This window comes from Vibrio sp. 10N.239.311.G01, from assembly GCF_041465805.1.
Taxonomy (GTDB): domain Bacteria; phylum Pseudomonadota; class Gammaproteobacteria; order Enterobacterales; family Vibrionaceae; genus Vibrio; species Vibrio crassostreae_C.
The window spans coordinates 38,538-50,795 of the sequence record NZ_JBFSRM010000017.1; the positions used below are offsets into that span (position 1 = coordinate 38,538).

Annotated in this window: 11 protein-coding genes; 10 read left to right on the forward strand and 1 reads right to left on the reverse strand. The window is 44.5% G+C overall.

Annotated features, from left to right (window positions below; translation table 11 throughout):
• The first annotated feature begins 15 nt into the window (after positions 1 to 15).
• The 3 genes from AB6D06_RS14480 (at position 16) to AB6D06_RS14490 (ending at position 3,160) form a co-directional block, all read left to right on the forward strand.
• The gene (locus tag AB6D06_RS14480; RefSeq protein WP_372110658.1) at positions 16 to 1,554 is read left to right on the forward strand and encodes a murein L,D-transpeptidase; all 1,539 of its coding nucleotides are present in this window, start codon (positions 16 to 18) and stop codon (positions 1,552 to 1,554) included.
• Between the two features lie 198 nt (positions 1,555 to 1,752).
• On the forward strand, positions 1,753 to 2,301 hold the full coding sequence (locus AB6D06_RS14485; protein ID WP_017060953.1) for a YcbK family protein: 549 nt from the start codon (positions 1,753 to 1,755) through the stop codon (positions 2,299 to 2,301).
• A gap of 205 nt (positions 2,302 to 2,506) precedes the next feature.
• Complete coding sequence (locus tag AB6D06_RS14490) at positions 2,507 to 3,160, forward strand: MBL fold metallo-hydrolase (protein WP_017060954.1); 654 nt, start codon at positions 2,507 to 2,509, stop codon at positions 3,158 to 3,160.
• A gap of 111 nt (positions 3,161 to 3,271) precedes the next feature.
• Here the strand turns inward: AB6D06_RS14490 and AB6D06_RS14495 are convergent, their stop codons facing one another.
• Positions 3,272 to 4,072 (reverse strand): DUF2982 domain-containing protein, encoded by an 801-nt coding sequence (locus tag AB6D06_RS14495; RefSeq protein ID WP_372110661.1) that lies wholly within the window; start codon positions 4,070 to 4,072, stop codon positions 3,272 to 3,274.
• A gap of 220 nt (positions 4,073 to 4,292) precedes the next feature.
• Here AB6D06_RS14495 and AB6D06_RS14500 point away from each other — a divergent pair, with 220 nt between their 5' ends.
• The 7 genes from AB6D06_RS14500 (at position 4,293) to AB6D06_RS14530 (ending at position 12,208) form a co-directional block, all read left to right on the forward strand.
• The gene (locus AB6D06_RS14500; protein WP_372110664.1) at positions 4,293 to 4,685 is read left to right on the forward strand and encodes a MarR family transcriptional regulator; all 393 of its coding nucleotides are present in this window, start codon (positions 4,293 to 4,295) and stop codon (positions 4,683 to 4,685) included.
• Positions 4,686 to 5,238: 553 nt separating this feature from the next.
• A complete protein-coding gene (locus tag AB6D06_RS14505; RefSeq protein ID WP_017060957.1) occupies positions 5,239 to 6,333 on the forward strand; it encodes a TRAP transporter substrate-binding protein in 1,095 nt (364 codons plus the stop codon).
• A gap of 197 nt (positions 6,334 to 6,530) precedes the next feature.
• Positions 6,531 to 7,076 (forward strand): TRAP transporter small permease subunit, encoded by a 546-nt coding sequence (locus AB6D06_RS14510; protein WP_017060958.1) that lies wholly within the window; start codon positions 6,531 to 6,533, stop codon positions 7,074 to 7,076.
• A 9-nt stretch (positions 7,077 to 7,085) separates the two neighbouring features.
• Positions 7,086 to 8,369: a TRAP transporter large permease subunit gene (locus AB6D06_RS14515; RefSeq protein ID WP_029235146.1), complete on the forward strand. Its 1,284-nt coding sequence runs from the start codon at positions 7,086 to 7,088 to the stop codon at positions 8,367 to 8,369.
• Positions 8,370 to 8,473: 104 nt separating this feature from the next.
• Positions 8,474 to 9,829: a cache domain-containing protein gene (locus AB6D06_RS14520; protein ID WP_017063573.1), complete on the forward strand. Its 1,356-nt coding sequence runs from the start codon at positions 8,474 to 8,476 to the stop codon at positions 9,827 to 9,829.
• A complete protein-coding gene (locus AB6D06_RS14525) occupies positions 9,822 to 10,460 on the forward strand; it encodes a response regulator transcription factor (RefSeq protein ID WP_017060961.1) in 639 nt (212 codons plus the stop codon). Before AB6D06_RS14520 ends, AB6D06_RS14525 begins: the two co-directional genes overlap by 8 nt.
• A gap of 149 nt (positions 10,461 to 10,609) precedes the next feature.
• Positions 10,610 to 12,208 (forward strand): BCCT family transporter, encoded by a 1,599-nt coding sequence (locus tag AB6D06_RS14530; RefSeq protein WP_017066829.1) that lies wholly within the window; start codon positions 10,610 to 10,612, stop codon positions 12,206 to 12,208.
• The last annotated feature ends 50 nt before the right edge of the window (positions 12,209 to 12,258 follow it).

Genomic DNA, 12,258 nt, shown 5'->3' on the forward strand with positions numbered 1-12,258 from the left:
GTGACGGAGTTAAGCATGTTAGCAAAATACTTCTGTGGATTATTGGTGTTAGTTTCCGTGCATGCATGGAGCTATGCGAGTTCTGACGAGAGCCGTTTCATTCTGGCGGAATCAGAACTCTCTTTCATGCTTATATATCCAGAGCTCACACAGAGTATCTATCAAGACACTTCTCTGCCTATCCTTTGGGATTCTCCTGAGCTGGTTAAAGCGTTTGAGTTCCAATTGTCGCTTCTTGAACAAGCGCAAATGGCACCACTCTTCGAGCGACAACTCAAGCAAATCCGTCACTATCAATCCCATGCTCAATGGCAAGAGTTGGACATATTACTTACCGATACTTTTATCTACTACCTGAGCTACGTTGAAAATGCGCCGCTTGCCGGTAAAGATTGGTACTTCTCGGGCAAGTTGCATTCCAAATTACCTGCGCCTTCTCCGCATATTCTGATGAGCTTAAAAAGCAGCGTTGCCAATGATTACTTATTGGAGATGGTGTTGTCTTACGCGCCGCCTGTTGGGGATTTTGACCAATTCAAAGCAACCTATTCGGTGTTAGAAACCGCCTCTGAACTCAATATTGAACGATATAGACAGAAAGGTTTGAAGCGCTTGGGTGACGAGCTTTCAGACAAGACGGTTCTTGTTGAGCGCATTGCTTTGGTTGGTGTTGATACCTCGATGAGCGCGGTCGATTTTCCCAAGTTCGATCGAGATCTGCAAAAGGCGATTAAATCTTTCCAACGCATGCACGGTCTTACGGATGATGGGATCATCGGGCCAGACACGATCAAATGGATCAATATGGGCTTTGATGATCGACTTACTTCCCTAGCATTGAACGCCGAGCGTGCCCGCTTATGGCCAAGAAATAGAGACTCACTGATTGTGGTGAATGTACCTAGTTTTGATATGAAGTATTGGGAAGATGGGGAAGAGGTTTTTGAATCTAAAGTTGTCGTGGGCAGAAAATCGAGAAAAACACCACTCTTAGAGATAAAGCTTGATTCGGTTATCTTAAATCCGACTTGGAACGTGCCATGGAAAATCATGGTTAAAGATATCTTGCCTAAAGTAAAAGCCGACGAGAGTTATCTTGAAACACACAATTTTCAAGTGATCGATGGTTGGCGTTCGATGGAAACTGTCGATACTACCGAGATAGATTGGCAAACGATTAACTTTAACTCTTTTCCTTATCGAATGCGCCAGCAAGCAGGCTCTAGTAACGCATTGGGTTTGTATAAGTTCAATACGCCCAACAAGCGAGCCATCTATCTCCATGACACCCCAAGTAAAAGCTTGTTTAACGATGACTTCCGCGCCTATAGCTCTGGTTGTATTCGTGTTGAGCATGCCGAGGAACTCGCGGAGTTGTTATTTGCGACTAAGGTAAAGAAAGTGCCGAATCAGGATGATGAACTTGCGCCCAATACTAAGGTTCGTCTCAAGAAGCGAATTCCAGTGCATATCATTTATCAAACCGTGTTGTTTGAAGAAGGAGGCATACAATACCGCGGTGATATCTACCAATATGATAAAGAGGGCGGTTGATTGAAATATGGTCAAGAAAGGTGATCTTGACTGAAAAATGACAACCAAGCTTCTATTGATAAAATTATAATGAGTATCAATAACTAACCGTGCAAAGGTTACAAATACTAACGTTTTGCACGGTTTTTGTACGTTGACGCAGCAAACTCCATTATGTATCGTGCATTTTTCGTTCGATCTAATTGGTTTTTTTGCTGTATGTCTCAAAGTTTATTTTCACGCCGTCAGTTTCTGACTTACGCTGGTGGTACTGCTGTAGTCGCCTCTCTTACTCCTTCTATCGCTTTCGCTTCATACCCGGATCAACCAAGAACGATTAGCATGAACAATCTTCACACTGGTGAACGATTAGAGACTTGTTATTTCGATGGCACTAACTATGTTGGTGACGAGATGGCACGCCTTAGCAAACTGTGCCGTGACTTCCGCCGCAATGAGATTCATCCAATGGATAAGAACCTGTTTGATCAGATCACTCAGATTCAAAATGTACTGGGTATTCAAAAAGAAGTTCAAATCATCTCTGGCTACCGCTCTCCAGCAACCAACGAAGCGTTGCGCTCTAAGTCGAGTGGTGTCGCTAAAAAGAGCTATCACATGCTTGGTAAAGCGATCGATTTTCGTATCGATGGTGTTGATTTAAAGGAACTGAGAGACGTAGCTAAAAGTCTGCAAGCAGGTGGTGTTGGTTATTACGCTCGTAGTAACTTCATCCACATTGATACTGGTCCAGTTCGCAGCTGGTAGAACTAAGCTGAGTTATTGAGTGATACGGTAGGCACTTGTCAAAGTAGACATCCAATGTCATAGTTTGCCCAAATTTCAGTTTGTTCTAATAATTCGGTTTATTGCTGCTCAGTTTGTTGCTGTTTAGTTTGTTATTGTTGGGTTTGTTGCCAATAACATAGCGATATTCGAGTTGTTCACCAGATTCGCTCTTTAAGGTTTGTATATGTCTCTTAAGTATCAAGTTGTACCTGTTACCTCTTTTTCTCAGAACTGCTCGATTGTGTGGTGTGATGAAACCATGGAAGGCATCGTTGTCGATCCGGGCGGTGATGTTCAACAACTCGCGGCTATCATTGAAGAACTCGGTGTTAAGGTTGTGAACTTGGTACTGACGCACGGTCACTTAGATCATGTTGGCGGTACGGTACCACTTGCTGAGATCTTGAAGGTTGAAATTGTGGGCCCGCATAAGGCAGACAACTTCTGGCTACAAGGTCTAGAGAATCAAAGTCAGATGTTTGGTTTCCCACTGTGTAAAGCTTTTGAACCAAACACTTGGTTAGAAGAGGGCGACAAAGTCACTTTTGGTAATCAAGTGATTGATGTGATTCACACGCCGGGCCACACGCCAGGTCACGTTGTACTGTTCAGTGAGCAAGCTCGTTTAGCGTTTGTGGGTGATGTGTTGTTTAACGGCGCAATTGGCCGTACTGACTTCCCACAAGGTGACTTCAATACGCTTATCGCTTCAATCAAGACTAAGCTTTGGCCACTAGGCAGTGACGTAACATTCGTTCCGGGCCATGGTCCTGAATCGACATTCGGTCGCGAGCGTGCATCAAACCCGTTCGTCGCAGATGAAATGCCTCTGTACTAATTAAATCTTTGATTTTCCAACCGATTATTTGTGTCGATTGATTGAAAATGAAGCTTAGCTTTTGTCCTGAAAGCTAAGCTTTTTTATTGTGTGTGAACTTACTGGTAAACCTTAATCAGAAAGACGTTCAGCGGCAGCCAAGTAGCGTCGAGCCAGCCCCACAAACTCTTCTCCACTCATATTCAAATCATGGGTTGATATGAAAATGTCATAACCGTGGAAGCCCCTTTGATATTTCATTCTGTTGGCAAGCATCGCCTGCAATCCAGAATAGTTTTTAATCACCGCGTTTGGACTGTTTGTCTCATTCGGTGAATCAAGGTTGTCCTGTGATTGGTTATCGTTGAAATTTACGTTGTCGGTATTCTGCGACTCTTTGTATTGGCTTAGTTCGACACAGCCACTTTCAGTACAAAGCGCATGGTAATGCGATGAGTCGAGAACCATATCCTCAAAGTTGGACTCTTTGCCTGCTTGTTTGGCTCCTAAGTACAAAAGTGCTCGTTGGCTGAGCAATAATTCACAAGTTATTTTAGGGCAAATCGAATCGAGGTAGGGCGAGTAATCTTTTACTTTAATTCCGACCCAGGGCAGAGGTTGATGCCAACCATCTTGTTCATAAGTGCAAAGACCAATTTTTTGGATGTTACTCCATTTTAAAACCCAACCCCCTTTGTAAAAGTGCTGCTGAAAATGAGTCGGGGTAAGTGTGAACATCACTCGGCTGCGCAGCATCAAATAGTAGCCAGTTCCCAGAAGCGCAATACTGCAAAAAGCACCCACGATCAGTAACTTTGGATTGTCACTGTAGAGCGAAACGATCAAGCAAATGAAGCCTAAAATAATGGCGAGGATACGGTACGAGCGAGTGAATGAAGGCAAAGAGAAATTACTAAGGTGACGAGTGTCCATAGGTAACACCAAGTTTTCATATTTTTGTCTGGATGGATAACCAGTGTATATGACCCTGAATTGATAAGTCGATGTTTAAATAATAGACGCTAGTAGACAATATCGGTATTTTTCGTCGACTTTCGACGCTTCACTCTACAAATAGCTCCTGTTTTTTGGTATAAATCGCGCTTCAAATTTTCACCACTGCGAAAAGAGCAGTGAACTGGAGAAATATTCAATGAGACTTGCTCATAAGCGTAAGGTGCAGGCTAAACTGCAGAAACGCACTAAAGCGGCTGTAGTTAAAGCAGTGGCAGCGCCGAAAAAAGCGAAGCCTGTCGCAGAGAAAGTTGTAGCAGAAAAAACTGTAGCAGCAAAACCAGCGGTAGAGAAAGCAGTAGCAGCAACTAAAGAAGTTGCAGTAGCACTGACTCCTAAGCAACAACAAGTTCTAGACATCGTTGTTAGCAATGCTGAAGGCATTAACCCTAAAGGTATCGGCCTAGAAGCTGGTCAAGAAGACGCGAAAGCAGCTTCATGGGCAACAGGCGCATTGAAAAAACTTCTTGAAGAAAACCTAGTAGCGAAAGAGCAGCTAGCAGGTAACAAGGTTATCTACAAAGCTATCTAATCCTGTGGGATTACATTCGCTTCGTTAAGTTTTTAAGCCTCGATTTTCGAGGCTTTTTTGTATCTGGCACATTATGCCAAGTCCGAGCCCAAATCCAAGCCTAAACCTAGGCTCTATAATCTCAATTCCAATTCGATATACGGCTTAACTGATTAGTGTTGTCTCGTGTCAGAGCTTCGAATCAGCAAGCACTAAATTAGGGCGTTAGCTAGGTAGATCAAGAGAGCAAAGCCTTGATTTTTTTCCCTAAAATACAGCAATGAATAGAGCTTCATCACGAAATGGCAATCAATTGTTAAGAGTATTTAATTATTAATACTTAGGTATTTATCAATACGCATTGCCTTGGTGAATATCCAAACTCCTTTGAAATCGACACTATTCAATCATCTCCTACGTAGTTCTACTTAATCCTTTGGTCTAATACGTAACTTTGTTAACGCCATGCGTGCGTGCTCTCCCTGATATCTTGTTGCCTCATCACGGTGCACTCTTATGTTGAATCATAAAAAATGCTCATAGAAAGAGTGTTAACCCAACAAAGGACGTGAACATGAGTCTCATTTCTAACTCCCTCACACGAGTTTTTAAAAACGTTGCAGTAACTGCTGCGGCTTGTTTAGCTTTGGTCGCTACTGGTGCTACAGCCGCTGATAAGGTTTACCGTTTAAAACTTGCGGAAACTTGGGGACCAAACTTCCCAGTTTTCGGTGATGCAACCAAAAACATGGCGGCGATGGCTGAGAAGATGTCGAATGGTCGACTGCAAATCAGAATCGATTCAGCAAACAAACATAAAGCACCTCTTGGCGTTTTTGACATGGTTAAGTCTGGTCAATACGACATGGGTCACTCAGGCTCTTACTACTGGAAAGGTAAAGTTCCAAACACTCTTTACTTCACTTCTATGCCTTTCGGTATGACGCCAGCAGAACAATACGCGTGGTTCTATCACGGTGGTGGTATGGAGTTAATGGAGCAGGTTTACTCTCCACATAACTTGATGTCTTTCCCTGGTGGTAACACGGATATCCAGATGGGGGGTTGGTTTCAAAAAGAGATCAACAGCGTTGAAGATCTACAAGGTCTGAAAATGCGAATCCCGGGCTTTGCAGGCGAGATTCTTGCTGAGCTAGGTGCTAAACCGACGAACATTGCCCCAGGTGAACTTTACACGTCTCTAGAGCGTCGCACGATTGATGCACTAGAGTGGGTAGGTCCATCGCTGGATTTACGAATGGGCTTCCACAAAATCGCGCCTTACTACTACACAGGTTGGCACGAGCCGGGTTCAGAGCTTCAATTCCTAGTGAACAAGCGTACATGGAACAAGCTGCCTGAAGACCTACAAGAAATCTTACGTGTTGCAATGCGTACTGCGGCTTACGACATGTACACACAAGCAACGCACGAAAGTGGTAAGAACTGGGTTTCAATGAAGACAGAATACCCAGATGTACAAGTGAAAGATTTCCCACCAGAGGTTATGTCTGCTCTGAAAGAAGCGAACGATCGCCTACTGGCTGCACATGCTGAGAAAGATGAGCTAGCAAAAGAGATTCAAGCTTCACAAGCAAGCTACCTAGAGCAAGTACGTTCATGGACGGATATTTCACATAGAGCTTATCTAAATAGCCAAGCGAAATAATCGACAGTTGTTGAACTGAATCTAAATGAACCCGAAGCTTTTCTTATTGAGTATTTAAGAGTGAATAAGCCGAGGGTTCATTTAAAACATAATAACTAAGCAGGATAAATCCTGTATTACGCTCAAGAACCTTTTCTACGTCCTACAGCTCGTTACCTCAGCTGCGCGATGTCTTTTCAAATTCCATGGAGTCGGGAATGCGAAGTCTAATTTATATTGAACGCCTGTTTAATCGTATCGGTGACGCACTGGGATGGCTTTCCAGTATGTTGTTTATTTTACTTATCGCCAACGTCGTGTATGACGTTGTCATGAGATATGCCTTCAACGATGTCTCTATCGCCTTCCAAGAGATGGAATGGCACCTTTTCTCCGCCGTTTTCCTACTCGGTGTTCCTTATGCCATCAAGGCTGGTGGCCATGTTCGAGTTGACGTGTTCTATGAGCAACTGAGCTTTAAAGCACAAGCGATTATTGACCTGCTTGGTACGCTTATCTTTCTACTTCCGTTTTGCCTGCTGGTGGCTTGGTTTGGTATCGATGTTGCCAAAGAGAGTTATGAACTGGGTGAAACCTCAGGCGATCCCGGTGGCCTGCCGTATCGCTGGATCATCAAAGCTATGATCCCGCTGTCATTCTTTTTGATGGCACTCAGTGGCGTAGGTTTGATCCTGCATTCACTGAATAAGATTTTTAATCCGCATCTTATCCATGCAAACAATATTCATACAAAAAACAAGTAGAGGCTGAACATGATTGGAATAGTAATGTTTTTCGTAGCCTTGTTTGCGCTTTTACTTGGCTTCCCAGTGGCGTTTACCTTTGGTGGTATCGCGTTAATCTTTGGTGTTTGGGCTGAGGGCATTGAAATGTTTGCCTTCATGCCATATCGAATTCAATCCATTATGGAAAACACGGTTCTGATGGCCGTTCCATTGTTTGTTTTTATGGGGCTCGTTCTACAAAAGACCAAGCTTGCTGAGCAGTTGCTTGAGTCTATGGGGCGACTGTTTGGCGGCGTTCGTGGTGGTATCGCGATTTCAACCGTATTAGTAGGTTCACTACTTGCGGCTTCTACTGGCGTGGTTGGTGCTTCTGTTGTTGCTATGGGACTTATCTCCCTACCTGTAATGCTCAAGTACAATTACGACAAAGGCTTAGCCTGCGGCACTATTTGTGCGTCTGGTACGCTAGGGCAGATCATTCCACCCTCCATCGTATTGATTCTATTGGGTGATGTTCTAGGTGTTCCTGTAGGCGACTTGTTCCAAGCGGCGATTTGGCCGGGCGTGATGCTGGTCGGCGCGTACATCGTTTATATCTTGATATACGCAAAGCTACACCCTGAAGCGGCTCAACCTATTGAACGTGATGACTCCATCAGCCGTAAGCAGGAAGTGTTTAATGCACTGAAAGCGATTCTTCCGCCTCTAGCGTTAATCATTGTTGTACTGGGCTCTATCTTCGCAGGTGTTGCTACGCCAACAGAGTCAGCCGCATTAGGTGGCGCGGGTGCGATGATACTTGCACTGCTTTACGGTCAATTTAGTTGGTCGATGGTGTACGAGGCGTCGAAAGAGACGGTGAAAGTAACGGCGATGGTATTTGCTATCTTGTTGGGTGCAACGGCATTCTCAATGGCGTTTACCTACACTGGTGGCGACTATCTGGTTGAAGAGTGGATGCTACAACTGCCAGGTGAAAAATGGGGCTTCCTGATCATTACCATGCTGGTGATTCTGATTCTGGGTTTCTTCATCGACTTCGTAGAGATCTGTTTCATCATCGTGCCGATCATTGCGCCAGTTGCTGAACTGATGGGCATCAACATGACATGGTTCGCTATCCTTATTGCGATGAACCTACAAACTTCCTTCTTAACGCCGCCATTTGGTTTTAGTTTGTTCTATTTAAAAGGCGTAGCACCGAAAGGCGTGACGACTAAGGACATCTACCGAGGTGTGATGCCGTTCATTCTGATTCAAATCCTCGTACTTGGATCACTTCTCGCTTTCCCATCTTTCTATGGAATGTGAGTGAAGCCAAGAATGTGAATGATATGTTTCGACGGCTATCTATAAATTGCTAAAGTAAAACGGCTTATTGATGTTCAGTAAGCCGTTTTTTGTGAGGGAAAGGAATGCCTCTAAAAGCCAAGCTGATTTTGCTGACGTTGCTCCCGTTGCTGCTGGTAACGGCGAGTATTAGTTGGATCTCGCTGCACCAGACTAAGACGTTAGGCGCTAAAGAAGTCGAGATCTTTAGAGACAGCCTAATCAAGTCGCGTGAAAACGCCCTCAAAGACACGGTTGATCTCGCGTTCGACGCCATAGAACACGTCTATAACGATCCAAATATCCAAGAAGCCCAAGCCAAAAAAAAAGTTCGAACCATATTGTCTAAACTTAGATATGGCTCTGATGGGTACTTCTTCGCATACGATCGCCTCGGGACCAACTTGGTTCATCCAATTCAGCCAGAATTGATAGGCCAAAACCTACTCCAACTGCAAGATGAAGATGGCGATTTTCTGATAGAGGCTCTGTTAAGAGAAGCGCAAACCGGAGGCGGGTTTCACCAGTATTTGTGGCAAAAACCGTCGACGGGTGAGGTGGTGTCTAAGCTGAGCTACGCCGCTTGGTTAGAGCGTTGGGACTGGATGATTGGCACCGGCTTGTATATTGAAGACGTACACCAAGAAGTGGCTTCGATGCAGGCTGCGATAAATAAGAATATTGAAACCACGTTCTTTTCGATTGTGGTGATTTTGAGCGTAACGGTCGCGGTCATCATCGTGCTGACCTTGGCTATTAACATGCATGAACATCGGATTGCTGATAACAACTTAAAGGAGCTGGCGCATAAGACGGTGATGTTCCAAGAAGACGAGAAGAAGCATCTAGCGCGTGAGTTGCATGATGGTATTAACCAATTATTAGTGTCGAGTCGTTGCCATTTGGAACTGCTCGGTAATAAGCTACAAAATGAAGACCTTAAAGCACATTTGAATAAGTCGCAGCATTCACTGATGCGAGCGATCGAAGAAGTGAGGCACATCTCGCATCAACTTCGTCCAAGTTCATTGGATGACATAGGCTTAGAAGCGGCATTGTCTTCATTACTGTTAGATTTTCAGGCGCACTCGGGCATAGAAGTCGAGACCATGTTTGCTACTCAACCTGGTAAGTTAAAATCAGAGGCGGCGACGACCCTATATCGAGTCGTGCAAGAGTCGCTGAATAATATAGAAAAACATGCACAAGCGACCAAAGTAACGGTTATCGCTCAGCAAATTGGTAATGTGTTGCAACTACTGATTCAAGATAACGGTGTCGGTTTCAACACCTATAAAGCGATGGAAAAACGAGGGATCGGGCTGCGTAACATGAGAGAGCGAGTGGAGTTCATCGGTGGTGACTTTGAATTGATGAGTGAGATTGGCCTCGGAACGGAAATTACAGTGTTACTGACACTAGAGGGATTAATGAATGAGTGAAGTTATTCGAGTTGTGATTGCTGATGATCACCAAGTGGTACTGGATGGCTTTATGGCGAGATTGGAACTCGAGCCAGATATTAGCGTGATAGGTACGGCCAGCAATGGACTAGAAGCGGTAGAGGTCGTTAAGTCTCTGCGCCCTGATGTGGTGTTGATGGATATCAGCATGCCTATCATGAATGGCATTGATGCCACCCATCTGATTAAAGAAGAAGACCCAGAAGCCAAGGTACTGATGCTGACCATGCATAACAACCGTGAATACATCATGAAGGTGATGCAGTCGGGTGCTGTCGGTTACATGTTGAAAGAGATTTCGGCTGAAAAAATGGTACAGGCAATCAAAACGGTCAATCAAGGATCGACCTATTTCTGTGAAAAAGTCACGCAGAATTTGTTTACTCAGCCGATTACTCCCACGCCATCTGTCAAGAATCCATTGAGCAGACGTGAAGAGGCTGTGCTGAAATTAGTCGCAAAAGGGGAGAGCAGTAAAGAGGTCGCAAAGGCGCTGAATATCAGCTATCGAACGGTAGAAACCCATAGGCAAAATATTAAGCATAAGCTCGATATTCACTCTACGGCAGAGCTTGCTAAATATGCGGTCAGCTCCGGGCTTGTGGACTGATCTTACGCTAAATAACGTTAAATGTGTAATTTACGCCTCCTTTATGGAGGTTTTTTTAGTATTTTTGCGACAGGTTGATATTCTTCTTTTCGAAATTTAAGCGCCGAATGCAATGTTGCAAACTGTGCGCTGCAAATTAGAGAGGAAGCATGGAGCCTGTAAAAGATAGGTATAGTATTGAAAATACCGATTATACAGTAGGACAAGATAACGTTCAGAAATGGGGTTTTGATGTTCATAACCCAGTATTTGGAATCAGTGCAGGGGCGATCATTATCTTCCTGTTGGCACTTCTAGTCGCAGACCCTGAAACCGCAAAAGCGGCGCTTGATGGAATCAAATGGAAAGTCATTGGTAACTTCGATGGTTTCTTCATGTGGGCAGCAAACATCTTCGTAATTTTCTGTTTTGCCCTCATTGTCTCCCCGTATGGCAAGATACGTATTGGTGGCAATGATGCCAAAGCAGAGCACTCAAACCTATCTTGGATGTCGATGTTATTCGCCGCAGGAATGGGTATTGGCTTAATGTTCTGGGGTGTTGCTGAGCCAGTAGCTTACTTCACTGGCTGGTATGAAACACCACTAGGTGTTGAAGCTTACTCTCCTGAAGCGGCGAAGTTGGCTCTTGGTGCAACCATCTACAACTGGGGTCTGCACGGTTGGGCGATTTACGCGGTTGTTGCTCTAGCGCTTGCCTTCTTCACCTTCAATAAAGGTTTACCTCTATCAATCCGCTCTATTTTCTACCCTATCTTGGGTGATAGAACTTGGGGTTGGTTTGGTCATATTGTTGATATCGTCGCTGTGCTTGCAACGCTATTTGGCCTTGCAACTTCATTGGGCTTAGGTGCTCAACAAGCAACAAGTGGTATTAACCATGTATTTGGTACCGATGGCGGTATTGGCATGCAGCTGATTGTTATCGCTGTGGTTACTTTCTTAGCGACAATGTCCGTGGTTCGTGGCATCAACGGTGGTGTAAAGCTTCTGAGTAATGTGAACATGCTGGTTGCTTTGGGCTTACTTATCTTCGTTACCATCGCTGGTGGCATGGCGGGTATTAAAGCAATCCCAACCGCGCTAATGGGCTACATTGAAAACTTCATTCCCTTAAGCAATCCTCACGGTCGTGATGACGAAACGTGGATGCAAGGTTGGACGGTATTCTACTGGGCATGGTGGATGTCTTGGTCACCATTCGTAGGCATGTTCATCGCTCGTATCTCTAAAGGTCGAACGATTCGTGAATTCATCGTTGCTGTATTGTTCATCCCAACGACAGTAATCATCATCTGGATGGCTATTTTCGGTGGCATCGCGATTGATCAAGTGGCGAACAAGGTGGGCGAGATTGGTGTGAATGGTCTGCAAGATATTACACTTTCTCTTTTCCATACTTACGATGCTCTGCCAATGAGCTCTGTGCTTTCAGTGGTATCGATTGGTTTGATTATGGTGTTCTTTATCACCTCTTCTGATTCAGGCTCATTGGTTATCGATAGCATTACCTCTGGCGGTAAAGTGGATGCACCGGTTCCACAACGTGTATTTTGGGCGTTGATGGGCGGCGCGATTGCAGCGGTTCTACTATGGGTTGGTGGTACGGAATCTATTCAAGCACTGCAAGCTGGAACGGTATCGATGGCGCTACCATTTGCCTTCATATTATTGCTTATGTGCCTAAGCTTATTGCTAGGTTTACGAACTGAAAATCAATTGGTTAAGCACCAAAATGCTTTGAGTTAAAAGTATTTTTGATAAAAAGGTCGACAGGGTCGACCTTTTTTTCGTCATAA

Coding starts and splice junctions, on each gene's coding strand:
- AB6D06_RS14490 (WP_017060954.1), top strand. CDS start 2,507: ATGTCTCTTAAGTATCAAGTTGTACCTGTTACCTCTTTTTCTCAGAAC.
- AB6D06_RS14530 (WP_017066829.1), top strand. CDS start 10,610: ATGGAGCCTGTAAAAGATAGGTATAGTATTGAAAATACCGATTATACA.
- AB6D06_RS14525 (WP_017060961.1), top strand. CDS start 9,822: ATGAGTGAAGTTATTCGAGTTGTGATTGCTGATGATCACCAAGTGGTA.
- AB6D06_RS14520 (WP_017063573.1), top strand. CDS start 8,474: ATGCCTCTAAAAGCCAAGCTGATTTTGCTGACGTTGCTCCCGTTGCTG.
- AB6D06_RS14485 (WP_017060953.1), top strand. CDS start 1,753: ATGTCTCAAAGTTTATTTTCACGCCGTCAGTTTCTGACTTACGCTGGT.
- AB6D06_RS14500 (WP_372110664.1), top strand. CDS start 4,293: ATGAGACTTGCTCATAAGCGTAAGGTGCAGGCTAAACTGCAGAAACGC.
- AB6D06_RS14480 (WP_372110658.1), top strand. CDS start 16: ATGTTAGCAAAATACTTCTGTGGATTATTGGTGTTAGTTTCCGTGCAT.
- AB6D06_RS14510 (WP_017060958.1), top strand. CDS start 6,531: ATGCGAAGTCTAATTTATATTGAACGCCTGTTTAATCGTATCGGTGAC.
- AB6D06_RS14495 (WP_372110661.1), bottom strand. CDS start 4,072: ATGGACACTCGTCACCTTAGTAATTTCTCTTTGCCTTCATTCACTCGC.
- AB6D06_RS14515 (WP_029235146.1), top strand. CDS start 7,086: ATGATTGGAATAGTAATGTTTTTCGTAGCCTTGTTTGCGCTTTTACTT.
- AB6D06_RS14505 (WP_017060957.1), top strand. CDS start 5,239: ATGAGTCTCATTTCTAACTCCCTCACACGAGTTTTTAAAAACGTTGCA.